General features: G+C 67.7%; 21 protein-coding genes. 7 read left to right on the forward strand and 14 right to left on the reverse strand.

Translation table 11 applies throughout. From position 1 onward, the window contains the following. Nucleotide 1 precedes the first annotated feature (1 nt). From O9344_RS11445 to O9344_RS11455, 3 genes are all read right to left on the reverse strand, one after another. Nucleotides 2–1,330, reverse strand: a complete 1,329-nt coding sequence (locus O9344_RS11445; RefSeq protein WP_298476825.1) for a TRAP transporter large permease subunit — start codon at nt 1,328–1,330, stop codon at nt 2–4. Nucleotides 1,331–1,333: 3 nt separating this feature from the next. Continuing rightward, complete coding sequence (locus tag O9344_RS11450) at nt 1,334–1,867, reverse strand: TRAP transporter small permease (protein ID WP_298476828.1); 534 nt, start codon at nt 1,865–1,867, stop codon at nt 1,334–1,336. Between the two features lie 120 nt (nt 1,868–1,987). Then, on the reverse strand, nt 1,988–2,980 hold the full coding sequence (locus O9344_RS11455) for a TRAP transporter substrate-binding protein (RefSeq protein WP_298476831.1): 993 nt from the start codon (nt 2,978–2,980) through the stop codon (nt 1,988–1,990). A gap of 299 nt (nt 2,981–3,279) precedes the next feature. On the opposite strand from O9344_RS11455, the gene O9344_RS11460 reads away from it, so the two are divergent. Then, the gene (locus O9344_RS11460; RefSeq protein WP_298476833.1) at nt 3,280–3,798 is read left to right on the forward strand and encodes a winged helix DNA-binding protein; all 519 of its coding nucleotides are present in this window, start codon (nt 3,280–3,282) and stop codon (nt 3,796–3,798) included. A 4-nt stretch (nt 3,799–3,802) separates the two neighbouring features. On the opposite strand, the gene O9344_RS11465 is transcribed toward O9344_RS11460, so the two are convergent. Together O9344_RS11465 and nikR are read right to left on the reverse strand one after the other, a co-directional pair. Continuing rightward, nucleotides 3,803–4,492 carry a formylglycine-generating enzyme family protein gene (locus O9344_RS11465; protein ID WP_298476836.1) on the reverse strand — a complete coding sequence of 230 codons (690 nt, stop codon included), beginning with the start codon at nt 4,490–4,492 and terminating at the stop codon, nt 3,803–3,805. A 72-nt stretch (nt 4,493–4,564) separates the two neighbouring features. Further along, nucleotides 4,565–4,981 (reverse strand): nickel-responsive transcriptional regulator NikR, encoded by a 417-nt coding sequence (nikR, locus tag O9344_RS11470; RefSeq protein ID WP_298476838.1) that lies wholly within the window; start codon nt 4,979–4,981, stop codon nt 4,565–4,567. 199 nt (nt 4,982–5,180) lie between these two features. Between nikR and O9344_RS11475 the strand changes: the two genes are divergently transcribed. Beyond that, a complete protein-coding gene (locus O9344_RS11475) occupies nt 5,181–7,211 on the forward strand; it encodes a TonB-dependent receptor (RefSeq protein WP_298476840.1) in 2,031 nt (676 codons plus the stop codon). 44 nt (nt 7,212–7,255) lie between these two features. Here the strand turns inward: O9344_RS11475 and O9344_RS11480 are convergent, their stop codons facing one another. After that, nucleotides 7,256–8,191, reverse strand: a complete 936-nt coding sequence (locus O9344_RS11480; protein WP_298476843.1) for a patatin-like phospholipase family protein — start codon at nt 8,189–8,191, stop codon at nt 7,256–7,258. 281 nt (nt 8,192–8,472) lie between these two features. Next, nucleotides 8,473–9,129, reverse strand: coding sequence for an isochorismatase family protein (locus O9344_RS11485; protein WP_298476846.1), 657 nt, complete (start codon nt 9,127–9,129; stop codon nt 8,473–8,475). A 100-nt stretch (nt 9,130–9,229) separates the two neighbouring features. Between O9344_RS11485 and O9344_RS11490 the strand changes: the two genes are divergently transcribed. After that, nucleotides 9,230–10,120 carry a LysR family transcriptional regulator gene (locus O9344_RS11490; RefSeq protein ID WP_298476849.1) on the forward strand — a complete coding sequence of 297 codons (891 nt, stop codon included), beginning with the start codon at nt 9,230–9,232 and terminating at the stop codon, nt 10,118–10,120. Between the two features lie 100 nt (nt 10,121–10,220). Here O9344_RS11490 and O9344_RS11495 read toward each other — a convergent pair whose 3' ends face one another. The 6 genes from O9344_RS11495 to O9344_RS11520 form a co-directional block, all read right to left on the reverse strand. After that, nucleotides 10,221–11,141 carry a glycosyltransferase family 2 protein gene (locus O9344_RS11495; RefSeq protein ID WP_298476852.1) on the reverse strand — a complete coding sequence of 307 codons (921 nt, stop codon included), beginning with the start codon at nt 11,139–11,141 and terminating at the stop codon, nt 10,221–10,223. Then, nucleotides 11,138–11,437 (reverse strand): hypothetical protein, encoded by a 300-nt coding sequence (locus tag O9344_RS11500; protein WP_298476855.1) that lies wholly within the window; start codon nt 11,435–11,437, stop codon nt 11,138–11,140. The genes O9344_RS11495 and O9344_RS11500 overlap by 4 nt, the downstream gene beginning before the upstream one ends. 12 nt (nt 11,438–11,449) lie before the next feature. Next, entirely contained in the window at nt 11,450–11,884 is a 435-nt protein-coding gene (locus tag O9344_RS11505; protein WP_298476859.1) for a glycosyltransferase, read from the reverse strand. Beyond that, nucleotides 11,881–12,768, reverse strand: a complete 888-nt coding sequence (locus tag O9344_RS11510) for a glycosyltransferase (protein WP_298476862.1) — start codon at nt 12,766–12,768, stop codon at nt 11,881–11,883. Before O9344_RS11510 ends, O9344_RS11505 begins: the two co-directional genes overlap by 4 nt. Then, on the reverse strand, nt 12,765–14,405 hold the full coding sequence (locus O9344_RS11515) for a glycosyltransferase (protein ID WP_298476865.1): 1,641 nt from the start codon (nt 14,403–14,405) through the stop codon (nt 12,765–12,767). Before O9344_RS11515 ends, O9344_RS11510 begins: the two co-directional genes overlap by 4 nt. Nucleotides 14,406–14,590: 185 nt before the next feature. Next, nucleotides 14,591–15,529, reverse strand: a complete 939-nt coding sequence (locus O9344_RS11520) for a LysR family transcriptional regulator (RefSeq protein WP_298476868.1) — start codon at nt 15,527–15,529, stop codon at nt 14,591–14,593. Between the two features lie 79 nt (nt 15,530–15,608). On the opposite strand from O9344_RS11520, the gene O9344_RS11525 reads away from it, so the two are divergent. Further along, on the forward strand, nt 15,609–16,592 hold the full coding sequence (locus O9344_RS11525; RefSeq protein WP_298476871.1) for a tripartite tricarboxylate transporter substrate-binding protein: 984 nt from the start codon (nt 15,609–15,611) through the stop codon (nt 16,590–16,592). A 141-nt stretch (nt 16,593–16,733) separates the two neighbouring features. After that, nucleotides 16,734–18,992, forward strand: a complete 2,259-nt coding sequence (locus tag O9344_RS11530; protein WP_298476874.1) for a fused MFS/spermidine synthase — start codon at nt 16,734–16,736, stop codon at nt 18,990–18,992. 41 nt (nt 18,993–19,033) lie between these two features. Here O9344_RS11530 and gyrB read toward each other — a convergent pair whose 3' ends face one another. Continuing rightward, complete coding sequence (gene gyrB, locus O9344_RS11535) at nt 19,034–21,460, reverse strand: DNA topoisomerase (ATP-hydrolyzing) subunit B (protein WP_298476877.1); 2,427 nt, start codon at nt 21,458–21,460, stop codon at nt 19,034–19,036. Between the two features lie 273 nt (nt 21,461–21,733). Between gyrB and O9344_RS11540 the strand changes: the two genes are divergently transcribed. Next, nucleotides 21,734–23,488 (forward strand): GGDEF domain-containing protein, encoded by a 1,755-nt coding sequence (locus O9344_RS11540; RefSeq protein WP_298476880.1) that lies wholly within the window; start codon nt 21,734–21,736, stop codon nt 23,486–23,488. Nucleotides 23,489–23,587: 99 nt separating this feature from the next. Beyond that, a complete protein-coding gene (locus O9344_RS11545; protein ID WP_298476883.1) occupies nt 23,588–24,790 on the forward strand; it encodes a lytic murein transglycosylase in 1,203 nt (400 codons plus the stop codon). Nucleotides 24,791–24,806: the final 16 nt, after the last annotated feature.

Consider the following 24,806-nt stretch of genomic DNA (forward strand, 5'->3'; position numbering starts at 1 on the left):
GCTACCTTGGACCGCCCGCCTGTGTCGCCTCCACGAACATGCGCGGCAGCACCGTGACGATGTCGGGGAAGATGGTGATGACGACGATGGCGATGACCAGCATCAGGAAGAAGGGCAACGCAGCATAGGCGACGTACCAGCTGTCGCGCCCGCTCATCGATTGCAGCACGAAGAGCACGAAGCCCACCGGCGGCGTCACCTCGGCGATCTCGACGAGGAGCACGATGAAGATGCCGAACCAGACCGGGTCGATGCCGACTTTCTGGATCATTGGCAGGACGATGGTCGTCGTCAGCACGATCATCGACACGCCGTCGAGCGCCGTGCCGAGGATGATGTACATGATGGTCAGCACGCCGATGAGCTGGAACTTCGACGGGTTGAGCCAGGCGACATATTCCGCCAGCGCCCGGGGAATGCCGGTGAAGCCCATGGCGAGGGTGAGATAGGCCGCGCCCGCCAGGATGAACATGATCATCGCCGACAGCCGCGTCGCGCCGAGGAGGCTCTCGCGGAAGTTCTCCCACGTCAGCGACCCGCCCCACCAGGCGAGGATCAGCGAGCCGACCGCGCCGAAGGCGGCGGCCTCCGTTGCCGTCGCATAGCCGGCGACGATCACCCAGATGACCAGCAGGATGAGCAGCATGCAGGGGATGAGCTCGCGCGAGGCGTAGAGCTTCTGGCGCAGCGTCGTCGAGCCGAGATCGTCGGGCGGCACCTGCGAGGGGTTCAGCAGCGCCCAGATGATGATGTAGCCGGAGAACAGCACCATCACGAGCAGGCCGGGCAGGAAGCCGGCGAGGAAGATCTGGATGATCGAGACCTCGGCTGCCACCGCATAGACCACCATGATGATGGACGGCGGGATGAGAATGCCGAGCGTGCCCGATCCGGCCAGCGAGCCGAGCGACATGTGGTCGGGATAGCCGCGGCGCTTCAGCTCCGGCACGGTCATCTTGCCGATGGTGACGGCGGTCGCGGCGGACGAACCGGAGACCGAGCCGAAGATGCCGCAGGCCAGCACGTTGACGTGCAGCAGCCGGCCGGGGATGCGCCTCAGCCAGGGCGCGAGGCCGACGAACATCTGGTTGGCGAGATTGGTGCGGAACAGGATCTCGCCCATCCACACGAAGAGCGGCAGGGCCGCGAGCTCCCAGGAGGCCACCGACTGCCACACGGCGGTGGCAAGGTTCAGGCTGGGCGAGGAATTGGTGAAGAAGGCCATGCCGACCCAGCCGGTGATGGCAAGGCCGAAGCCGATCCAGGCGCCGGCCGTGAGGACGGCGAACATGACGACGAGCAGGACGCCGCCGATCGCGAGGGTGGACATGGCTCAGACCTCGCCGGAATAGTCGCCGGCCGCATGGCGGTCGCGAACCTGCTGGACATATGTGGGCACGAGGCCCGCGGCGACGCGCAGGAACTCGTCGACGAGAGCGATGGTCAGCACGCCCGAGCCGATCGCGACCGGCGTTTGCGGGATCCACAGAGGCAGCGGCAGCAGGCCCTGGCCGCGGTCGTTGAAGACGTAGCTCTCGTAGACCATGTTGCCGAGCGCATAGGTCATGTAGGCCGAGAAGGCCGCGCACATGGTGAGCGCCAGCAGCTCGATCCACCGCGCCGTGCGGTCATCGAAGCGGTCGATGAAGATGCCCATGCGGACGAGCTCGCCGCGCTTGAAGGTGGCGGCAAGCGGCAGCAGGGCCGCAGCGGCGCAGATCCAGGCGGTGATGTCGTCGGCGCCACGGATCATGCCGCCGCCGAGCCTCAGGGTCGCCTGCGCCATCATCAGGATGCAGATGGCCAGCACGCAGGCGGCACCCGCCCATGCGGCGCCGGTGTAGAGAAGGTCGAGTGATTTCCGCATGGGAGGTCCGGGGCCGCCGGCCGCGATGTGATCGCCCGGCGCGCATGACGAGAAAAGGGCTGCGGGGGAGGCGGCGGGCCCGGAGGTCCGGGCCGCCGCGGCGGCCCGGCCTCGTCAGGCTCAGGCGCCGATGCGCTTGCGGAAGTCCGCGATCACCGCGCGGCCGGTGTCACCGGCCTTGGCGATCCATTCCTCGGTCAGCTTGGCGCCGACCGCCTTGACGTCGGTGAGCAGCTGGGCCGACGGCTCGACGATGGTCATGCCATTCTTGCGCAGCTCCTCGATCGAGTTGGTCTCGACCTCGCCGGCGAGCTTCCAGCCGCGCTCCTCGGCCTTGGCCGACACCTCGGTCATGGCCTTGCGGACCGCTTCCGGCAGGCGCTGCCAGGCACGCTCGTTCACCAGCACCGCGTTCTTCGGCATGGAAGCGCGCAGGTTGACGAACTGGCTCGAGAACTCCCAGGCGCGCGACTGCACGCCGGTGGCGCCCGAGGTGATCATGCCGGTGACGATGTTGGTGGCGAAGGCCTGCGGGACTTCCGAGGCCTGGACGAGGGTCGGCACCGCGCCAAGCAGCTCGGCCATGCGCGAGGTGATCGGCGACACCGTGCGGAACTTCATGCCGCGCATGTCGGCGGCCGAGTTGATCGGGGTCTTCGAGTAGAAGGCCTGGCTCGGCCAGGCGACCGAGTAGAGCACGCGGATGCCGCGGCGCTGGCAGGCGGCCTCGAGAGCGGCCTTGGACGCGGCGTAGAGCGCCTGGCCCTGGTCGAAGCCCTGGGCGAGGAAGGGGATCGAGTCGAGTTCGAAGATCGGGTCCTCGTTGCCGAACTGGCTGATGAGGATCTCACCGGCGGCGACCTGGCCCGAACCGACGGCGCGGAGGATCTCCGGCAGCCGGATCAGCGAATTGTTGGAATGGACCTGGATCTTGATGCCGTTATTGGTGGCCTTGGCGATCTCATCCACCCACCAGCGAACATTCTGGGTGTGGTAGGTGCCATCGGTATAGGGCACCGGCATGTCCCAGGCGGTCTGGGCGCGCAGCACGGTGGGGGCGGCGAGGACGGTCGTGCCGGCTAGGCCGGCGACGAACTGGCGGCGGTCGAACATGTGGCGGGACTCCTGTTCCGGTCTCTGGATGCGTCCGCCATTGTGGCGGTCGGGCTTTGCGCCCTTCTTCGGATTGGATCGCCACCGAGCGGTAATGACAAGGTCGAAATCCGCAACGCGGCACCATCGTGCACGCGAGACGTGTTCCGGCCGCACGATGGCGGATCGTGAGCCGACGATCCGTCACACCTGAAGTCTTGTCAACATGACGTTGATGTTTTCTCGCTAAATTATCCATTTGATCTCGGCGAATAGTACAGGCATTGTCTGTGGCCCATTCGCCCGGGAGGAGCCCCGCGATGAAGCCCACCCTCCCGCTCGGTCCGATCGTCTCCTCGGCTCATCTCGCCGCTGGCGAGCTGCCGGCCCTGTCGGAATTCGAGTTCGGCATGATCATGGTGAGCCACGCCTTCCACCGCTGGACGGTGCGCTGCGCTGCCGCTGCCGGCGCGCCCGGCCTCTCGCCGCTGGAGAACATGATCCTCCACACGGTCTATCACCGCGGCCGGCCGAAGCGCATGGCCGACATCGCCCTCGTGCTCAACGTCGAGGACACCCACCTCATCACCTATGCGGTGAAGAAGCTGGAGACCGCCGGACTGGTGAAGGGCGAGAAGATCGGCAAGGAGAAGGCCATCTCGGTGACCAAGAAGGGCGCCGAGGTGGTGACGCGCTATCACGAGATCCGCGAGGCGCTGCTGATCCAGGGCGTCAAGGCCTTCGGCACCGAGCCGGCCATTCTCAGCCGCATCGCCACGGAGATGCGCGCCCTCTCCGGCCTTTATGACCAGGCCGCCCGCGCCGCCGCGAGCCTCTGAGCCCTCAATCGCGCAGGTCGTAGGCGCAGCGGAACCCGACATAAACGGCGAAGAACGCCGCCGGCTTCCACTGTGCGCCACCGCTCTGCGTCTGCGCCGGCCCGTACCACCATGACCCACCGGCGGTGAGCGCATCCTCGCCGCGACGGTCGGCGATCCATTCCCAGACATTCGCGCCCATGTCGAAGAGGCCGTTGACGCCGCGCTTCGTCGTGCCGACCACGACATGGTGGCGGCGGTTATTGTTCATGCCGTCGGGCTGGTCGCCGACCGGATAGGCATAGATGCGCCCGCGCTCGAAACCATCGGTCGGCGTCGCGCGCATCTCGGTATAGGCGGCCTGCCGCCACTCGGCCATGCTGGGCAGCCGCCCGCCGACGGACCGGCAATAGGCGCCCGCCTCCTCCCAGGTGACATGGACCGCCGGCTCGCCATCGCCGCCCGGCGCCCCTTGCGGCCGCGCGTAGGTCCAGCCCGGACGGCGCGTCCAGCCGCCGGCGAATTCGAAGCCGCCGCCCTCGCGCTCGGCGACCGTGACGAGACCCGTCGTCCGCGCGAAGGCGCGGAACCGGCCGATCGTCACCTCGGTGCGGTCGAGGGCGAAGGTGCCGAGGCGGGCGCGGTCGGGCTCCGACGCTGCGGCTGGCGTAGCCAAGCAGAGGAGGACGGCGGGGATGGCAAGGCGGCGGGTCATGCGAACTCTCCAGGCCGATCTCGTCGTGACCTACGCCGACGACCCCGCCGCGGTTTTCTCGCGCTTCTCGGCTCAGTGGTCGTGGGCGTGGCCGTGGTCGGGGAAGATCTGCAGGCGGCCGAAGCGAACCCCGCGTTGCGTCACGACGCTGTCGGCGAAGTCGCGGACGTCCCCGACCGGCCCCTTCAGGACCGACACTTCCAGGCATTCGTGGTGGTCCATGTGGACGTGGAGGGTCGAGACGGACAGGTCGTGGTGATGGTGCTGCATGCCGGTGATGCGGCGGGCGAGATCGCGGGTGTGGTGGTCATAGACATAGGTGAGCGTCGCCCAGCAGGGCGCCGCGCGATCTTCCGACGCCTCGTCCACGGCGGCGGCGCGGACAAGGTCGCGGATCGCTTCGGACCGGCTGGCATAGCCACGTCGCGCCGCCAGTTTGTCGACCACATCGAGCAGGTCGTCGTCGATGGTGATGGTGATGCGCTGCATGGGACCCGTCCTTGGCCGAACCCCACCACACTAGCCGGCCCGGTCGCCGCCACCAGCCTCCAGCGAGTATGATTTTTCGGCGCAAAGCTCATATTTTGGACTTGTCCCTCATGGCCCTGCTGCGCGACGTTTCCGCAGGGGGAGTGGTATGGCGTGGGGCGGCGTGAAGACGGGCGGGCGATGGGCGACGATTGCAGCCATGCTGCTGTCGGGCGCAGCACATGCCCAGACCGCCCTCCCCGAGATCACCATCAGCGCCGAGCGGCCTGGCGCCGGCCGCACGATCCCCCCGGACGGCCCGGCCCCCCAGCGCGCCGCCTCCGAAGGCACCATCTCCGCCGCGGAGATCCAGTCGCGGCCGGTGACGCGGCCCGGGGAAGTGCTGGAGGCCATCCCCGGCCTGATCGTCACCCAGCACAGCGGTGAGGGGAAAGCCAACCAGTACTTCCTGCGCGGCTTCAACCTCGACCACGGCACCGACATCGCCATCCATGTCGATGGCATGCCTGTGAACATGCGCAGCCATGGCCACGGCCAGGGCTATGCCGACCTCAATTTCCTCATCCCCGAACTCGTTGGCGGTGTCTGGTTCCGCAAGGGGCCCTACTATGCCGATGAGGGCGACTTCGCCTCAGCCGGCTCCGTCCGCATCAACTATGTCGACCGGCTCGACCGCGGCCTCGTCCAGACCACGCTCGGCAGCTTCGGCCATTGGCGGAATCTCGTCGCCGGCTCCGGCGCACTCGGTGAGGGCACGATCCTCGCGGCGATCGACACCACGATCTATCGCGGCCCCTGGCAGGTCTCCGACGACATCCGGAAATTCTCCGGCCTGCTGCGCTACAGCCAGGGCACCGACACCAATGGTTTCGCGATCACCGCCATGGCCTATGCGAACCGCTGGACCGCCACCGACCAGGTGCCGCTGCGAGCCATTGCCAGCGGCCTCATCGACCGGTTCGGCTCGCTCGATCCGACGGATGGCGGCAATGCCCACCGCTTCAGCCTCTCCGGCCGCTGGAGCCGCGCCGAGGCCGACAGTGCCTCGCGCGTCGAGGGCTACGTCATCCGCTCCGGCCTGAACCTGTGGAACAACTTCACCTATTTTCTCGATGACCCGGTCCGCGGCGACCAGTTCCGCCAGAGGGACCAGCGCACCGTGCTCGGCCTCAATGCCAGCCATACGTGGTTCGGGCGGCTCGGCTCGATCCCGATGGAGACGCGGATCGGCTTGCAGACCCGCCACGACGACATCCGCGTCGGCCTGTCACGGACGCAGGATCGCAACCCTCTCGACACGATCCGCGATGACCGTGTCAGGGAAACGAGCGCTGCCCTCTTCGCCGAGAACACCCTGCGCTGGACGCCCTGGCTGCGCACCACCGCCGGCGCGCGGGTCGACTGGTACGCGGCCTCGGTGGCGAGCGGTACGGCGGCCAATTCCGGCCGCACCCAGGCCGCCATCGTCAGCCCCAAGCTCGGCCTCGTCCTCGGCCCCTTCCACGGCGCCGAGCTCTTCCTCAACTATGGCGAGGGCTTCCACTCCAACGACGCGCGCGGCACCACCATCACCGTCGATCCCAGGGACAAGGTGACCCCCGTCGACCGTGTGCCGCTGCTGGTGAAGTCGCGCGGCGCCGAGGCCGGCCTGCGCTACCGGCCCTTCGCCGGCCTCGAGACCACCCTCGCCGTCTTCGGCCTCGACTTCGCCTCGGAGAACCTCTTCGTCGGCGATGCCGGCACCACCGAGCCGAGCCGGCCGAGCCGCCGCATCGGCATCGAATGGACGGCGAAATGGCAGCCCGCCGCATGGGTGACCCTCGACGCGGAGATCGCCTATACCCGCACCCGCTTCACCGATATCGACCCCGCCGGGTCCTTCGTTCCCGGCGCGCCCGTCGCCATCGCCGCAGCGGGCTTCACCCTAGGCGGCGCAACGGGTTGGTATGGCGGCATGCGGCTGCGCTATTTCGGGCCGCGCCCGCTCATCGAGGACAACAGCCAGAAGGCCCCCGCCACCACCCTCGTCAACGGCCGCGTCGGCTACCGTTTCGACAACGGCGTCGCCGTGCAGCTCGACGTGCTGAACCTGTTCAATGTCGCCGCGAGCCAGATCGACTATTTCTACACGTCGCGCCTGCCCGGCGAGCCGGCCGGCGGCGTCGCCGACCGCCACCTCAAGCCGGTGGAGCCGCGAGCGCTGCGGCTGACCGTGTCGGGCCGGTTCTGAACCACGCGAGCAAACGGTGGGTCGACCAAGCGCAGGCACGACCATCAGTCGCGCGCCAGACCGGGAGGCGTCGTCCTCCAGATGCGCCCGCTTCGGCCCTCGTTGAAGCCGAGATCATACAGCGCTGCCATATAATCGCGATCGAAGGGCGTGCGAGCCTGGACGACGAAGCTGTCGGGTATCGCGGCGAGATTATAGCCGATGCCATCACGCCGGAGCAGGACGAAGGCACGATAGGTGTCTCCGGCGGCGTTGGCGGCGATCAGTGTCGAAATCGATCGCCTGGCGATTGGCAACAGCCCGCGAGCGGTCTCCGCGCGGGCCTCCGCGAAGCGCCCATTGCGAATGATCCAGGCGACCCTGGTTCTGCTCCGGACGTGGGGCGGTGCCGAACTCAGAGGAACAGTCGTCGCATAGAGGAACAATTGATTGGTGACCCCGCCATCGACGTGAAGCTCCTGGCGGCCCGGCACGTCACTGTCGAACAGCACAGGCGGGAAGAGGCCGGGAATTGACGCGGAAGCCAGCAGGATACGGCGGATGAGCGCGAGGGCATCGCGATGACCCGATGCGGCGATGGCGCCGATGTTCCATATCATCGGGCGGCCGAGATCGAGATCCGTCGTGGCAACGAGGAGCACCCGGCCCTTTCCGTGCTCGTGCCCGATGGCCTGCATCATGTCGGAGGTGAAGTTCGCCTCGATCAGGCGCGCTAGCGGTGCTGTCTCGGCGAGCGAGTCGGCAGACAGCAGGGCGAGCAAAGGCCGCTGCACCGCGACCTCCGAGTCACTCAGGCTCGTATAAAGGGTCCGCAACTGGGCATCGTAGGCCGGGCCGAGGAAAGCGAACGGTGCGATCAGCGCCCCGGTCGACACGCCCGTCACGAATTCGAATTGTGGCCTGTTGCCGCTCGCGGTCCAGCCTGCCAGCAGGCCCGCCCCAAAGGCGCCGTCGGCGCCACCACCCGAGAGCGCGAGCATGTGGCTCGGCCCGGGACGCCCTCCTGCCGCAGCCGCCCGCCGCGATTCCGCGGCCAACCACACACGGCGGACCAAAGCAGGATCGGCGTCGAGGGCGAGCCTCGCATCGGCGATGCCCTGGTAGGCCGATGTGGCTGCACCAGACATTGGCTCAGGAGCAGGCAGACGGTCCAAGGACGCGCAGCCTGCCCCCATGCCGCAGGCAAGGAGCACTCCGGCGAGCCCGAGTTTGCACCGCAACAGGCTGACGGCCGATCCGACAGATGTGCGGCGGCCCGAGCTCATGCCGGCAACTGCATGCCGTGACCGTCGGGCGTGCTGTCGTCAACGACGCCCACCGTCGAAGCCGGCCAGCGCGACTGGATGACCCCCATCATCTCCCGGCCGTAGGGCCCGGCGAAGTCCTCGCCCAGTTCCGTCAGGGCGTTCAGCCAGCTCACCGGCACAGCCCCTGCCTGGCTGAGGCGGATGATGGCGGCATCCTCTGCCAGCTTGCTGTTGGTGCTGGAGACATCGACCACAAAGAAGACGTTGTAGCCGGCGCGAAGAAGATCGAGAGATGTGTGTAGGGTACAATTGTCGATGGAAATGCCGCCGATCAGGACGTTGCGTCGGCCGGTGCCTCGCAGCCAAAGGGCCAACTCTTCGGTATAGCCCGTGGGCGTCGAGCGCGACTGGAACGTCTTAGCTCCCGCGGTGATCAGTTCCTTGATCTCGGGCAAAAACGTCCCGTAATACTCGTTCTCCTCGCCGAGAACGCCGGTCGGCATGTTAAAGATCCGGCTGAAACTGGCGAAAGCCGCAATGTTGTTGCGGTACTGGCGTGACGGGATCGTCGTCATGAGGTTGTCGAGACCTGTGACGTAGTCGACGTACAAGAGCGCGGTGTTAGTCGCCTTGAAGCCGGCGAGTGCGGCGTTGGTGGGGGAAGCGATCATCGGGAGCGAGCCTTTGCTGCAGTGCGAGACTTGATGATACGCGCCGCCTATGTTTCAAAAAGGGACCGAACTAGCGATAGTATGTCCCACAAGCGGAACGATGATGGACGCCGATGACCTTGTTCTGTTCGACGCCATCATCTCGGAGGGGGGCCTCTCTGCCGCAGCCAGAAGGCTTGGATTGCCCAAGGCGACGGTGAGCCGACGTCTCATTCGTCTTGAAGCGGCAGTCGGGGTGCCGCTCTTCGATCGCTTCGGCCGCAAACTGCGTCTGACTCAGGCCGGAGAAGTCCTTCGCGGACCATCCAAAACCATGGGAATTGCCCTGTCCGAGGCCCGTTCGCTAGCGAAAGCGGCGATGGGACCGACCCAGGGCTTGTTGCGGATCGTCTCACCGTTCCTCTTCGGCAAGCTGGTCCTCTCGCCCTTCCTTGGACGTTTCCTGGCGGAGCGTGAGCATGTGACCGCCGTCGTCCGCTTCGACAATTCCCGGATTGATCCGCTGCGCGACAATGTCGACCTGGCCATCCGGATCGGCCAGCCCAGCGAGCCCTATCTCATCACCAGCAGGCTCGCGTCTGCGACACTTGGCCTCTATGCGCCGCCAGCTTTGGCAGCGCGCGTGACGACATGCGACGATTTGGCCAACCTGCCATTCGTGCAGGTGTCGAACGATCACACCGACGAGGCTGTCCTGAACCTCAGGGACGGCGATGACGTCCTATCGCAACGGGTGAAGGTCTGCTGCACCGTGAACGATCCGGAAGCGGCTTGCACCATCTCGGCAGGTGGCGCGGGGTTCAGCGTCCTGCCCACCTTCCTTGCCGCGGACTTTGTCGCGCGGGGCTCACTGGTCCCCGTTCTGCCGAGGCTGGTGATGGGCAACGTCGACATTTTTGCGCTCCTGCCGCCAGGCCGGAACGCCATTCCCGTCGTCGCCGAATTCCTGAAGTCGTTGCGACAGCAGATCGGGCGAAAAGGCTTTCAATGAACATGCCCCGCCGGCGGCGTTACCGACCGCCACCCCAAGCCGGTGGAGCCGCGTGCGCTGCGGCTGACGGTATCCGGCCCGTTCGGAACAACCGCGAGGCCTAGCGCTGCCGGATGGAGCGCAGCCACATCGACAAGCGCCTCAGGGGGGCCGTCACGCGCCAGCTGGTCGAGTTTTCAAAGTCCCGGACGCGCTGTTCCAGCGCGACAAAGGCCGGCCCCTGTTCGACCACCAGGGGGAGGCTGAAGGCCCGCGTGAGTTCCGTCGTCCTGCCGCTGGCCTCCCAGTGGATGACCCCGCGGACGACGCGATCCCAGGCCATGACAATGGCAAGCGCGGCGTCCAGGTCCGACCGCTCGTGGTCGCCGAGGCCCCGTTCCATCGCCTCGTAGGCCTCCGAGAGATAGAGCCTCAGGTCCCGTTCGCCCTCGTAGTCATCGGTCAGGGCGTAGTCGAGCTGCCGCGCGATGAACTCCCTGAGGTCGCGATAATTCTGGTGATGAATGTGCAGGCCGCCCGAGGGGTCGACCAGTGCGAGGCGCTCGTCTCCCGACAGGACCACGGGACGCTGGTGGTGGCCCTTCTGGAAAGCGATGACACCCGTCCGGAACAGCCTGATCTGATGGTCCGGATACCATCCCGGTGCAGGGAGCCTGTCGGCGCCGATATAGTTGAAGCGGGGGATCCCATAGGCGTCGATGCGATCGCCGGCCGTCGCGATCAGCGTGCCGATCAGCCCCTCTGCGTCGGCCGAGAGATACTCGTCGGAATCGAGAAGCAGGGTCCAGCCTCGCGTCGCCAGAGGCAGGTAGCGGTTGCGCAGTTCATCGACGAACGGCTCGGCAGGAATGCGGATCACGCGGCAGCCGGCCTGCTCGCACAGATCGGCACTGCCGTCGTCGCTGGCCATGTCCACGATGATGCGCTCGCCGATGAACGCGGTGGACCGCAGCAGCGGGTGAAGCATGTCCCGGCGATTACGCGTATGGACGATCAGCGACAGGTCCAGCGATGCGCTCATGGCGGTTGCCAGCTCCCCACCCGTGTATGGCGCCCCTGCCACCGCAGCCAGAACTGTTGCCGGCTCAGGTCATGGCGCCCGGGATCGCGATTGCTCGTCGATTCGAAATGAAGGGAGTCGATCGCTTGCGCGCAGGTGATCCGCGCACCCTTTTGCCCGGCACGCAGACAAAGATCGAGGTCCTCGTAGCCGAAGGGATATATCTCGTCGAAGCCTGCAAGCTCATCGAACAGCTGACCATCGATGAGCAGGACGGCGCCCGTTACCGCAGGAAAGTCGCGGATCGCACGGCTCACACGCGCCGTCGGCTACCCGGCGAACTCGTGATAGGGGCCGATCGGGCCGTCATCCATCTTGACGCCGCAGTGCTGGATCCTGTCGTCGGGAAAGACCAGGCGAGCCCCGCATATGCCGGCATTGCGCACCGCGTCCATGGTGCCGACCACGTCGGCAATCGCCTGGGGATGCAGAAGCACATCATTGTTCAGGAAGAGGTAGCGACGGGCGGGTGCCGATCGCGCAGCCATGTTGCACGCCCGCGCAAAGGATGTGCGCTGATCAAGGCGAAGGATCTCGAGCCTGTCACCTCCCAGGTGCTCGACGCGGTAGGGGTTGCTCGAACCATTATCGGCCACGACGACCCGCACGTCGTCGATCGCCGCCACCTGAAGGCTCGAAGCCAGACTGGCGAGGCATGTCCTCAGCAGGGCATCGAGGCCGAAGGAGGGGATGACGACCGTCAACTCCACGAGAGCGCCTCACGCAATCCACGGCCCATCGCGGCTTCCACAAGCGACCGCTGATGACCGAGGGTATAGCGGCTCGCTGTCGCCATGCCACCGAGCAGAACACGATGGCGCAGGAGGGCCTGGGCGTCGGCGCTGATGGACGCCAGCGCCGAAGGCAGGGCATCCGCTGCAGCCACCATGCCGTTACGGCCATGGTCGAGATAGTGTGGACCTGTGGGAACCCGGACCGAAACGACCACCGCGCCCGCCGCCATGGCCTCCAGCGCCGGCAGACCGAACCATTCGCCTTCGGATGTCGCGAGGAAGTAGGTGCACTCCTTCATGATCCGCGCGGCGTCTCGCTCATGCTGGTTCTCGATCGGCACGAAGGTGAGGGACGGGACATGCCTCCGGCAGGCCTCCGCAAGGTCAGAGCCGCGGCGCGGCATATAGGCGACGCACGCCGGCTTCTTCGGCGTGCCGCCATAGTGGAACACGTCGGAGACGTGAAGGCCGACATCGATGGGCTCGCGTCCTCGCGCGCGCATGTAGGCTGCCGCCTGCGGCCAGCAGGCGAGCATGACGACATCCGGATCGTCGACGATGGGACCGATGAGCGGGTCGGTTCCCTGGCAGTGGAAAACCAGCCTCGCCGGTGTCCTTTTCAGAAGGGCATAGTCGTGCGGAAGGGAAAAGACCGCGACGTCCTGGTCGGTCAGTTGCGCGATACTGCTGTCGCGATCGACCACGGCCATCGCGCTTTCGAACCATGTCGGTGCAAGCCCGCCCGGGGTAGCGACTGCGATCCGCACGCCCATCGTGGCGAGGATCGAGGCGAACTGGAAGCCCACTTTGATCCCGCCATAGATGCCGTGGCCGGGGAGCACGTAGAGGTTCATCGGGCCTCTCCACGGGAAAGGCTCTTGAGGCCGTGCAACGTCCGGTCCACCTGATGGGCGAGACGCCGGACGAGGCGCAGCCCGTGCACGAACAGGGCGCCGTAATGGGTCAGTCCATATTGCCGCCGCGCATGTTCAAGAAGATCGCGACGCGCCGGCTCATCCAGGCTCGTCCCCTTCTGCCCCAGGTGCAGAACCTCCGTGTCGAGGAGGCGAATGGCGACCTGGGCGCGGGCCGCCCGCAGCCCCAGTTCGACATCCTCCATGTAGCAGAAGTAGCTTTCGTCGAACCCGCCAAGCGCCTGGAACGTGTCCCGCTCGACGAACAGGCAGGTCCCGAGCGGCCAGGCCCAGGACCGGTCGTCGATCCACGGTGCTGACCTGAGCATCCGCGAGACCCGGTGGAGTTCGGCCGTTTCCATCAGATCGGCCGCGAGCTTGGTGCGCGTGTAGCCCCATTGCCTGCCGCTCGCGCGATGACCGTGCCAGTCCACAAGGATGGGAACGACGATCTGCTGCGGATCGTCGGCAAGCGCCGCGACAGCCATGTCCACGGCGGAGGCCCGGACGAAACAGTCGGGGTTCAGGAAGCAGATCCAGCGCGTCGACGCCGCGGCTGCCCCCTGGTTGGCGGCGATCGCGAAGCCGAGATTGGCCGCGTTGGCGACAAGCGAAGCGCCGGCCCGCAGCGCGATCTCCCGCGAGGCGTCCTCGGAGGCATTGTCGACGACGATCACGTGGCCGAGGCGTGACGCCGCATCGAGAGCGGTTCTCAGGAGAGCCGCGGAATGATGGGAGACGACCACGAAGGTGAGATCCCCATGGCGCGGCGACGGGCAGGCCGCATCACCGCCCCGCAGCAGGCTCAGGTGGTCGCGGGTTTCGGGCGTCGGCCCCTCGCAGAAATTGCTGAGGTGGACGATACGTGCCCCTGGATCGGGAAACTGCTCATCCCACAGCGGGCAGTGGTTCCACTCCCAGGGAAGCGTGGTGACGCTGCCCGGATCGATCACGTTGCCCCAGACCTGCAGATAGTCCTGATCGGCGAGCATCGTCCTTGGCGAAGACGGAGCCTTGTGCAGGCGCTGACGTACCGATGATGCCCAGACCAGAAACGTCGCCAGCGCCTCCGGGCGAAACAGCACGACACCACTGTTGAACGAACGGAACGTCTCCAGGGGAGGCGCCTCCCGCTCGGGGGCGAGGTGCCGCAGCGTGTGGTCGACGTAATGCGAAAAGAGGTCCGACCGCGCCATGGGGCTCGCACCCAGTGTCCGCGATTGCTCGGCCATGCCGATCCCTGCATCGCCCAGCCCCTGGTCCAGATCCGCTTCCGCGAGCGGCCGCGTCAGCACCGCGTCGGCATCGAGATGCAGCATCAGGGATGAGGGAAACAGCGTCAGGGCCGCGTCCCAGGCCGCGAACTTGGCGAGAAACAGGTCTTCACGCTGGTCAAGTCTGGTGAAATCCACGAGATGCGTCGTCACCCGCGAATGGTCGGGAACGAGATGCCGCGTCGACCGATCACAGGTCACGACGATCGGGAAATCCGAATGGTGAAGCGCGGAAAGCACCGCCTCTCTCGCTGCCAGCGCATAGTCGACAGAGCCGATGGCGAGGATCGAGACGACGGCCAAGGGGGCTCCCGTGAGCATTGTTCACGCGCCGCGCCATCGATCACGGTGTCCTTGGCGTGGGAACGATCGCCTCAGAGCATAAGGGTCGGGCCCGCCCCTGCCAACGGATGCCGCCAACGGGCGTCACCGGCCGCCACCTCAAGCCAGTGGAGCCGCGGGCGCTGCGGCTGACAATGTCGGGCCGGTCAGGGGCTCGCCGGAACGGCCGTGATGAAGCGGCGGAACTTGGCCGCCGCCTCGCCGCTCGGCTGGAGCGGCATGACAAGGCGCAGTTCCGTCGTCAGGCCTTCATCCGGCGCGAAGGAGAGATAGACGACGCCGGGATGGGCGATCATGCGCAGGGTCTGCGGCAGGAGGACAACCCCGAGGCCGAGGCCAACCATCGCGACGGCAGCACTGAGGCGCGGCGCCTCAGCACCGAAACGCGGTGAAAAGCCAGCGCGGTGGCAGGCCGCGATCGTCGCGGCGAAGAGGCCGAAGCCGTCGCGCCGCCCATAGACGATGAAGGTCGCATCGGCGAGGGCGGCAATCCGGATGGGTCCGGCATCAAGACGCTGCGCCATCGCAGCCGGCACGGCGGCGACCAGCGGTTCGCTGGTCATCTCGCTGGTCCAAAGTCCGTCGACGGGCGGCGTCCACAGGAAGGCCGCGTCGAGCATCGCGCCCCGCAAGGCGTCGATGAGTTGCGCGCTTTGTCCCTCCTGCAGCGTCAGCGCCACGTCCGGATAGCGCGCCTGGAATCGCCCGAGCCGGTCCTGCAGCGCGGCGTGGAGGGCGCTGGTCGCGGTGACGCCGATGACCAGCCGTCCCCGCTCGCCACGCGCGGTCTGCCGCGTCGTCTCGGCGAGCCGTTCCGCCTCCAGGAGAAGCCGCAGGGCGCCGTCCCTGAAGATGCGGCCAGCCTCCGTCAGCTCGACGCCGCGCGGGCGCCGCACCAGCAGCCGCGCCCCGACCCGCGCCTCGAGCTTCTGCAGCGCGCGGCTGAGCGGCGGCTGCTCGATGCCGAGCCTGGCAGCGGCCCGCGAGACCTGGCCTTCCTCCGCCACGACGAGGAACTGCCTGAGGAGGTGATGATCCAGCCAGTCCATACCCGATCCGGTATCGATGACGCCGAATTCGATCATGGACCGCCGGATCGCAAAACCACAACATCGACCTGTGAACAAATGAGGCCGCACCATGCGGCCCGGCGGAGGACGCACCATGAAGCCCTCAACCTTGATCGCATGCCTCGCCACCGGCCTTGCTGGCGCTGCCCTCGCCGGCCCCGCTGCCGCCGATTACCCGCAGCGGGCGATCACCCTCGTCGTGCCCTATGCGGCCGGTGGCACCAACGACACGCTGTCGCGCATCATCGGCGAACATCTCGCCAAGACGCTCGGCCGCCCGGTGCTAATCGAGAACGACGCGGGGGCCGCCGGCACCCTCGCTGCACGCCGCGTGGCGCGGGCTACGCCCGACGGGCACACGCTGATCATGGGCAATATGGGCACCCATGCGGTGGCCGTCTCGCACTATCGCAGCCTCGGCTATCAGCCGCAGGCGGATTTCACCCCCATCGGCCTCACCGCGTCGGTGCCGGCGGTGGTGGTCGCCCGTCGCGACTTTACCGGCACGACGCTCACCGACCTGAAGGCGGTGCTGCGCTCTCGCCCGGAGGGATTGTCGGAGGCCCATATTGGCGTCGGGTCACCGACCCATACCTTCTGCACGCTGCTGCATGGCCTGATGGGCACCCGCGCGGTGCGGGTTGCCTATCGCGGCGGGTCACAGGCCATGAGCGACCTTGTCGGCGGCCATGCGGATTTCAGCTGCATCTCGCTCAGCGGCGCCATCGCCCAGATCAATGCGGGGAGCGTGAAGGCCCTTGCGGTGGCGACCCGCGAACGCGTCGGCATCATCCCTGCCGTTCCGACCGCAGCCGAAAGCGGGCTGCCGGGCTTCGAGGTCTCCACCTGGAACGGGCTCTTCGCACCGCGGGGTCTGCCGCCGGCCATCCGCGACCGGCTGTCGGCCGCCATGGATGCCGCGCTGGCCGATCCCGGCGTGCAGGCGCGGTTGCTCGAGCTCGGCTTCGTCCTGCCCGCGCCGGCCGAACGCGGCGGCGAGGTCCTTGGCAGCCTCGTCGCCCGCGAGATCCCGCGCTGGGCGAAGGTGCTGCAGGAGGGTGGCATCGCGCCGGATTGATGTGCGGCGGGCACAATGCGCCGAGCCCCATCCCCGTCCCATGTCCCAGGCAACTCTACGTAACCCGGCCTTAAGGCACGGCAGGCACCATCGCGCGCTGATCGCGAACGAGGCGCCCGAATGTCGTCCCTTGAACCCACCATGGCGTCCGGTCTGGATGGACGGCGCGCCACTGTCGCGCGGCTCGCTCTTCCCGTCTTCGCGCTGGGCATCTTCCTCTCGGCATTCCTGCTCTTCAGCGTGCAGCCCCTCTTCACCAAGATGGTTCTGCCCAAGCTTGGCGGCGCGCCGGGCGTCTGGTCCGTGGCGATGGTGTTCTTCCAGGCCGTGCTGCTGCTGGGCTATCTCTATGCCCATGGCCTCACCCGCTGGCTGGCGCCGCGGCATGCGGTCGCGGTTCATCTGGCGCTGATCGTCCTCGTCGCCAGCCTCGCCCTGCCGATCAGCCTTGCGCCCGGATGGGGCAGGCCGCCCGTGGAGGGTGAAGCATTCTGGTTGCTCGGCCTTTTCGCCGTGTCGGTGGGACTGCCGTTCTTCGCCGTCTCTGCCAATGGACCGCTGCTGCAGGCCTGGTTCGCGCGCACCGGCCATGGCGCCGCCGCCGACCCCTATTTCCTCTATGGCGCCTCCAATCTCGGCTCCTTCATGGCGCTGATCGCCTATCCCTTCGTCGTCGAGCCGCTGCTGCCGCTGAACGTGCAGTCGGGGTTCTGGTCGATCGGATTCGCCGGGCTCGGCGCCGTCATCGGCCTGTGCGGCGCCATGCTCCTGGCCTCGCCCCGGACCGCGGCCACCCAGGCGCAACAGCTGGCCACCGCACCCGTCGGCTGGAGCGAACGCACAGCCTGGATCGGCCTGTCGGCGGTTCCGTCCGGCCTGCTCGTCGCTGTCACGGCCCATGTCACGACGGATGTCGCAGCCGTGCCGCTCCTGTGGATCGTGCCGCTGGCGATCTTCCTGCTGACCTTCGTTCTGGCATTCCGCGACGGCGCCGAACGCCTCCACACCACGATGCTCGCCATGCAGCCGGCCTTGCTCGCCGTCCTGCTCATCTCCCACGTGCTCGGCGCACGTGTGCCCTGGCTGCTCGCCGCGGCCCTGCACATCGGCTTCTTCTTCATCGCGACGATGGTGTGCCACGGCGAACTCTATCGCCGCCGTCCACCGGTCGCCCGCCTGACGGAGTTCTACGTTCTTCTCTCGCTCGGCGGCGTGCTGGGCGGAGCCTTCGCAAGCCTTGCCGCGCCGCTGCTGTTCTCGACCCTGCTGGAATATCCGATCCTGCTCGTCGCCACCGTGCTGTGCCGGCCCGGGGTCATGAAGGGCCTTGCCGCCCTCGGCGCGACGCGCCTGATGTTCGGTGCTCTCGCCCTCGCCGCCTTCGCCCTGAGCCCGGTCGTCCTGAAAGGAACCCTGGCCGCGGTTCCGGTCTGGGGCTTCCTCCTGGCCGTCCTGCTCCTGGGCGGTGTCATGGCGCTGAGCCGTGGGCGGCCGGTCGCTCTGCTCGTGGGCACGGCCCTGCTGGCGGCCACGGCCCAGACTCTCGACACCCTGAACGCGCCGCTCGCCCGCGAGCGCTCCTTCTTCGCCGTTCACAAAGTGACGGAAACGACATCGGGCAATGGCCGTTTTCTTGTCCATGGCACCACCGTTCACGGCGCCGAGCGGGTCAGAAATGCCGATGGGAGCGTGGTCCGGGACCGGCCGGAGCCGGTCAGCTATTTCTACCGGGGCGGTCCCTATAGCGAGGCCATCGAAGCAGTCCGCGCGCACCGCGGCGGCCGTATCGGCCGCGTGGCCGTGGTCGGCCTCGGCATGGGCTCCCTCGCCTGTCACGCCAGGCCTGGCGAAGACTGGGTCTTCTTCGAGATCGATCCCGTCGTCGTGAAGATCGCGCAGGACCAGCGCCTTTTCCGGTCGCTCTCCGTCTGCACACCCGGCGCACGCGTCGTCACGGGCGATGGCCGGCTGACCCTGGCCGACGAACCCCAGGCCTACGATCTCATCATCCTGGATGCGTTCAGCTCCAACGCCGTCCCGGTTCATCTTCTGACGGCGGAGGCGCTGGCGGGCTATGGCGCCAAGCTGGCACCCGATGGCGCGCTGCTCTTCAACATCACCAACCGCAGCATGGAGCTCGCCTCGGTGGTGGCCGCCTCTGCCAAGGCCAACGGCATGGTGACGGCGGCCAAGGCTGACCGGAACGACATCGGCGATCCCGATGTCACCCTCTTCGCAAAGGCCGAGGTCGCCATTGTCGCGCGGTCACCACGGGGCCTCGGTCAACTCGCCGATGATCCGACCTGGCGACGGGTCGAGGCCTCCGCCAGCGTGCGCACCTGGACCGACGACTATTCGAATGTCGTCGACGCCATTCGCCGCCGCTTGTGGAAGCCCTGACCACACCCGGCCGGCGAGTGGGCCACCGATGACGCCAAGCCTCAGGCGTCGACCGTCGCGCTCAGCGCGTTCTCCTGGATGAACTCGCGGCGCGGCTCCACCACATCGCCCATCAGCTTGACGAAGATGTCGTCGGCCTCGTCGACCTCCTTGATCTTCACCTGGAGGAGCGAGCGGGCGTTGCGGTCGAGCGTCGTCTCCCAGAGCTGCTCGGCGTTCATCTCGCCAAGGCCTTTGTAGCGCTGCAGCTTGATGCCATGGGCGCCGGCGTCGCGAACGAGTTCGAACAGCGTCATGGGCCCGGCCACCAGCTCCTCGCCGGACTTGCGGCGGAAGGCGGCGGGCTTGTCATAGACGGCGCTGAGGCGGGCCGAATATTCGTCGAGCTTGCGCGCCTCCAGCGAGGAGAGCAGCGCACCGTCGAGCATGGCGACTTCCTTCACGCCGCGCACCGTGCGCGAGAACAGGTAGCGCTCACCGTCGAAGCTGCCCTCCCAGCCGCGCTCGATCTCGTCGGAAATGGCGTCGAGCCGGCGGGCGATCTCGGTGGCGATGGCACCGGCGCGGGCGGGATCGCGGGCAAGCTCCGGGTTGAGCGCGCCGGCAATGGCCGCCTGCTCGACCACGGCGGGATTGTAGCGGGAATGGACGGTGGCGATCAGGTTCTTCACCTGCCGCGCCTCCTCGACGATGGCGGCAAGGTCCGGTCCGGCGCAGATCTCGCCCGAGCCGAGCGCGAGGAGGCTGTCCTCGATGCCACCGGAGATCAGGTAGTCGTCGAGCGCCCGCTCGTTCTTGATATAGGTCTCGCTCTTGCCGCGGCTGACCTTGTAGAGCGGCGGCTGGGCGATGAAGATGTGGCCGCGCTCGATGATCTCCGGCATCTGCCGGAAGAAGAAGGTCAGCAGCAGGGTCCGGATGTGGGAGCCGTCGACGTCGGCATCCGTCATCAGGATGATCTTGTGGTAGCGCAGCTTCTCGATGTTGAACTCGTCGCGGCCGATGCCGGTGCCGAGCGCCATGATCAGCGTGCCGATCATTTCCGACGACAGCATCTTGTCGAAGCGGGCGCGTTCGACGTTGAGGATCTTGCCGCGCAGAGGCAGCACCGCCTGGAAGGCGCGGTCGCGGCCCTGCTTGGCGGAACCGCCGGCCGAGTCACCCTCGACGATGAAGAGTTCGGACTTGGCGGGGTCGCGCTCCTGGCAGTCGGCGAGCTTGCCGGGGAGCGAGGCGACGTCGAGGGCCGTCTTGCGGCGGGTGAGCTCGCGCGCCTTGCGGGCGGCCTCGCGCGCCGCGGCGGCTTCCGCGACCTTCTGAACGATGGCCTTGCCCTCGGCCGGATGTTCCTCGAACCAGGTGGAGAGCGCCTCGTTGACGATGCTCTCGACCACCGGGCGAACTTCCGACGAGACCAGCTTGTCCTTGGTCTGGGAGGAGAATTTCGGGTCCGGCACCTTCACCGAGATGATCGAGGTCAGGCCCTCGCGGCAATCGTCGCCGGTGAGGTCGACCTTCTCCTTCTTGGTGACGCCGGAGGACTCGGCATAGTTCGTCACCTGCCGGGTCAGCGCACCGCGGAAGCCGGCGAGATGGGTGCCGCCGTCGCGCTGGGGGATGTTGTTGGTGAAGCACAGCACGTTCTCGTGGTAGCTGTCGTTCCACCACAGCGCGACCTCGACGGTGATGCCGTCGCGCTCCGCCTTGAGCATGATCGGGTTCGGCACCAGCGGCGTCTTGTTGCGGTCGAGATAGCGCACGAAGGCCTCGACACCGCCCTCGTAGAACAGCTCGACGCGCTTCTCCTCCACGTGCCGGCGATCGGTGAGGATGATGCGCACGCCGGAATTGAGGAAGGCGAGCTCGCGCAGCCGGTGCTCCAGCGTGGCGAAATCATATTCCACCATGGTGAAGGTGTCGGTGGAGGCGAGGAAGGTCACGGCGGTGCCGCGCTTGCCGTTGGCCGGGCCGACCTCGACCAGCGGCGCCACCGGGTCGCCATGGCGGAACTCGACGAAATGCTCCTTGCCGCTGCGCCAGATGTGCAGCTTCAGCCAGGTCGACAGGGCGTTGACCACCGAGACGCCGACGCCGTGGAGGCCGCCGGAGACCTTGTAGGAGTTCTGGTCGAACTTACCGCCGGCATGGAGCTGGGTCATGATGACCTCGGCCGCCGAAATGCCCTCGGTCGGGTGAAGGTCGGTCGGAATGCCGCGGCCGTTGTCGGTGACGGTCACCGAATTGTCGGCGTTGAGGGTGACGGTCACTTCCGTCGCGTGGCCGGCCAGCGCCTCGTCGATGGCGTTGTCGACGACTTCGTAGACCATGTGGTGGAGGCCCGAGCCGTCATCGGTGTCGCCGATATACATACCGGGGCGCTTGCGGACGGCGTCGAGACCCTTGAGGACCTTGATGCTGTCGGCGCCATAATCGGCTTCGTTGACGTCGGTACGGGCGGGTTCGGCCATGAGCCTCGATCTCTCCTTGAGGCGCGCGACGGGCGCGCCCGCGCGAGCCTTGCGATTCGGTCCGGCAGTCTAGCGGGAACGGGTCGGAGTGTCCTGCGACGCGCGCGGGCGTGGCCGGGACGGGCCTCTCATAGGCCCGAAAAGGGGAAAATGAAAGGCGAGGCGACGCGCAGCGCATCCCTCGCAAGGGTGGTTGACCGGGAGTCACGTTCAGGATTGCTTAGCGCCTGACATGCTACCGCACGGACGACGTGTGATTTAGGTTCCCTCGGTTTGGTCATCCGCATCCAGCATCTCCAGTGGCTCGGTGGGGTCGTGGCGGCTGCAGCCTGCCTGGCCCTGGGAATCCTGTCGCTCCATGCCAACTTCTCCGACCACATGCGCTATCGCCGTGCCGGCGAGCAGTTGCAGCGCTTCCATGCCTCGCTGATCGCCGCCACCTCCGTCTCCGCCGAGCGTGGCCCGGCCAACAGCGCCATGGGCGGCCGCGAGGAGGATCGCGCCGCTCTCACCGCCGCGCTGGCCGCCCGCAGGGCACTGAATGATCGCGACATCGCTGTTGCCGAGGCGCAGATCGGTCGGGACACCCGCTCCCTGGCCCTCGCCCAGATCGCCCGCCAGCTGCGCGACGACCTCGCCGCTGGCCGCGCCGCGGTGGATGCCGTCATCGCCCGTCCGGCCGCCTATCGCGGCGGCGCCCCGACCCGCCAGGCCATCGAGGCCATGTTTGCCGCCGCCGACACGGCCGCAAGGCTCCGGGAAGGCCTCGGCCACGACGCGGTGCTGGAAGCCTCCGAGCTCGCCTCCGACATCATCATCAACACGGTAGCTGGCGCCCTGCGCGAGGAGACCGGCCGGCTCGGCTCCTTCGTGGTCATGAAGCTCACCAGCGACGCGGCCATCCATCCCCGCCTCGATGCCGCCATCGCCACGACCCGCGCCCGGATCGACATGCTGCGCTCGGCCCTGCGCAACTATGCCGCCGCTTTCCTGCCCGGCAGTGGCATCGAGCAGGCGGTTGCGACCGTCGAGGACACCTATTTCCGCGGCGCCCTGCCCTACGCGGAGCGGATCGCCGCCCTTGGCACCACCGAGCCGCGGCCCGATGCCGACACCTTCACCCGCCTCTACGTGCCGGGCATGAGGCCGGTCGAGGAGCTGCGCGACCGCGTCGCGACCGCCTCCCGCCAGACCATCGAGAAGCTGAGCCACCAATCCCAATTGATGGTGCTGGCCTCGCTGCTGCTCACCACGGTCGCCGTTCTCGCCATCGTCGCCATCGCCCTGGTCTTCCGCGATGGCCTGTTCCGTCCGCTGATGACCGCCCACCGGCAGGTGCTGCGCATCGCCAATGGCGACCTCTCCGACCCGCCGCAGCAGCATTCGGCCAGCGCCGAGGTCCGCGCCATGTTCGAGGGCCTGGAGATGCTGCGCCTGCAGCAGCGCCGCCGCCTCGAGCTCGAGGAGGAGCAGATGCGCCTCTCCGAGCGCCTGCGCCACCTGTCGCGCACCGACATGCTGACCGGCCTGCTCAACCGCCGCGCCCTGCAGGAGGCGGCCGACCATGCCTTCGCCGCATCGGATGCCGGCGGCGGCCCCATGTCCGTGATCCTCTTCGACATCGACCACTTCAAGGCGATCAATGACGGCCATGGCCATGGCGTCGGCGACGACGTGCTGCGTGCCATCGCCGAAACGCTGGGCCGCAGCCTCGGTCCCGACGCCGCTTTCGGCCGCCATGGCGGCGAGGAGTTCATCGTGCTTCTTCCCGGCGACGAGGCGCGGGCGATGGCCAGCGCCGAGGCCCTGCGCCGGGCGCTTGAACAGGTTGTCGTCCCCACCGCCCCGGACCTCACCGTGACCGGCAGCTTCGGCGTGGCGGTGCGCCTGCCGGGCAGCAGCCTGCCGCTCGAAGAGCTAGTCGCCATCGCCGACCGCCGGCTTTACCTTGCCAAGATCGCTGGCCGGAACCGCGTCTGCAGCAGCGATCCGCTGGGACCCTTGCCGCGCCGCGCCGCCGGCAACTGAGGCGAGGCAAACCGGCGAGCCCCGCGCATCGCCGCCACATCCGCGCTACCTTCTGGTGCGAATCAGTCCGCGCTCCCCGCTTGTCGAGGCTCCGCCGCCATGTTCGCTCGCCCACCCATCCTCCTGACCCGCCGCGCCACCCTCGCAGGCCTTGCAACCCTCGCGGCCCCCGGCCTGGTTGGTCCGGCGGAGGCCCAGTCCTTCGAGAGCTTCGTCGCCGGCCTCTGGCCCGCTGCGTCCTCGGCCGGCGTCTCGCGCGCCACCTTCGACCGCGCCTTTGCCGGCGTGCAGCCCAATCCGCGGGTGATCGAGCTGTCGCAGCGCCAGCCGGAATTCCGGCGGACCCTCGGTGACTATGTCGACGTGCGCGCCTCCAACAAGCGCGTCACCAACGGCCGGGCCGCCATTCGCGAGCATGGCGGCACCTTCCAGGCGGTCCAGGCGCGCTATGGCGTGCCCGGCGAGATCATCTGTTCCATCTGGGGCAACGAGACCTCCTACGGAACGTCCCGCGGCGAGCACTACGTGATCCAGGCCATGGCGACGCTCGCCGCCGCCGGCCGGCGCGTCGACTTCTTTCGCCGCGAGCTGATCGCCGCCCTGCGCATCCTGCAGTCCGGCGACACGACGCCGCAGAACATGATCGGCTCCTGGGCCGGCGCCATGGGCCATGTCCAGTTCATGCCGACGAGCTTCCATGCCTTCGCCGTGGACTTCACCGGCGACGGGCGCCGCGACATCTGGACCTCGATCCCTGACGCTATGGGCTCGGCGGCCAATTACCTGCGCCGCAACGGCTGGCAACCTGGCGTGCCCTGGGGCATGGAGGTCCACGCCCCGGGCCTTCCCGGCACCCGCGGCCAGCGCAAGAGCTTCGACAGCTGGGCGGCGTCCGGCGTGCGGCGCATCGGCGAGGGCTCGCTCGCCGGCGGCGCCGAGGCGACCTTGTGGAAGCCGGCCGGCGAAGGCGGTCCGCACCTGCTGCTGAGCTCCAACTTCAACGTCATCAAGCGCTACAACAACGCCGATTCCTACGCCCTCGCCGTCGCCCATCTCGGCGACCGCATTCGTGGCGCCGGCCGCTTCTCCAAGCCCTGGCCGCCCGGCGAAGGTGGCCTCACCCACGCCGACCGCGAGGAGATCCAGACGCGGCTGAACCGCCTCGGTTTCGATCTCGGGGACGTCGACGGCATCCTCGGCGACAAGTCGAAGCAGGCGGTCCGCACCATGCAGGGCCGGTTCGGCATGCCGCAGAGCGGCGAGGCCGACCGCGCCTTCCTCGAAAGGCTGCGGCGCGGCTGAGGCATAAGCTGGCACG

The sequence above is a fragment of the Phreatobacter sp. genome (genome assembly GCF_027532945.1).
GTDB lineage: Bacteria > Pseudomonadota > Alphaproteobacteria > Rhizobiales > Phreatobacteraceae > Phreatobacter.

Excerpts from the sequence above, each read along its gene's own strand:
- O9344_RS11445 (WP_298476825.1), bottom strand. The coding sequence starts at position 1,330 with ATGTCCACCCTCGCGATCGGCGGCGTCCTGCTCGTCGTCATGTTCGCC.
- O9344_RS11450 (WP_298476828.1), bottom strand. The coding sequence starts at position 1,867 with ATGCGGAAATCACTCGACCTTCTCTACACCGGCGCCGCATGGGCGGGT.
- O9344_RS11455 (WP_298476831.1), bottom strand. The coding sequence starts at position 2,980 with ATGTTCGACCGCCGCCAGTTCGTCGCCGGCCTAGCCGGCACGACCGTC.
- O9344_RS11460 (WP_298476833.1), top strand. The coding sequence starts at position 3,280 with ATGAAGCCCACCCTCCCGCTCGGTCCGATCGTCTCCTCGGCTCATCTC.
- O9344_RS11465 (WP_298476836.1), bottom strand. The coding sequence starts at position 4,492 with ATGACCCGCCGCCTTGCCATCCCCGCCGTCCTCCTCTGCTTGGCTACG.
- nikR (WP_298476838.1), bottom strand. The coding sequence starts at position 4,981 with ATGCAGCGCATCACCATCACCATCGACGACGACCTGCTCGATGTGGTC.
- O9344_RS11475 (WP_298476840.1), top strand. The coding sequence starts at position 5,181 with ATGCTGCTGTCGGGCGCAGCACATGCCCAGACCGCCCTCCCCGAGATC.
- O9344_RS11480 (WP_298476843.1), bottom strand. The coding sequence starts at position 8,191 with ATGCTCGCGCTCTCGGGTGGTGGCGCCGACGGCGCCTTTGGGGCGGGC.
- O9344_RS11485 (WP_298476846.1), bottom strand. The coding sequence starts at position 9,129 with ATGATCGCTTCCCCCACCAACGCCGCACTCGCCGGCTTCAAGGCGACT.
- O9344_RS11490 (WP_298476849.1), top strand. The coding sequence starts at position 9,230 with ATGATGGACGCCGATGACCTTGTTCTGTTCGACGCCATCATCTCGGAG.
- O9344_RS11495 (WP_298476852.1), bottom strand. The coding sequence starts at position 11,141 with ATGAGCGCATCGCTGGACCTGTCGCTGATCGTCCATACGCGTAATCGC.
- O9344_RS11510 (WP_298476862.1), bottom strand. The coding sequence starts at position 12,768 with ATGAACCTCTACGTGCTCCCCGGCCACGGCATCTATGGCGGGATCAAA.
- O9344_RS11520 (WP_298476868.1), bottom strand. The coding sequence starts at position 15,529 with ATGATCGAATTCGGCGTCATCGATACCGGATCGGGTATGGACTGGCTG.
- O9344_RS11525 (WP_298476871.1), top strand. The coding sequence starts at position 15,609 with ATGAAGCCCTCAACCTTGATCGCATGCCTCGCCACCGGCCTTGCTGGC.
- O9344_RS11530 (WP_298476874.1), top strand. The coding sequence starts at position 16,734 with ATGGCGTCCGGTCTGGATGGACGGCGCGCCACTGTCGCGCGGCTCGCT.
- gyrB (WP_298476877.1), bottom strand. The coding sequence starts at position 21,460 with ATGGCCGAACCCGCCCGTACCGACGTCAACGAAGCCGATTATGGCGCC.
- O9344_RS11545 (WP_298476883.1), top strand. The coding sequence starts at position 23,588 with ATGTTCGCTCGCCCACCCATCCTCCTGACCCGCCGCGCCACCCTCGCA.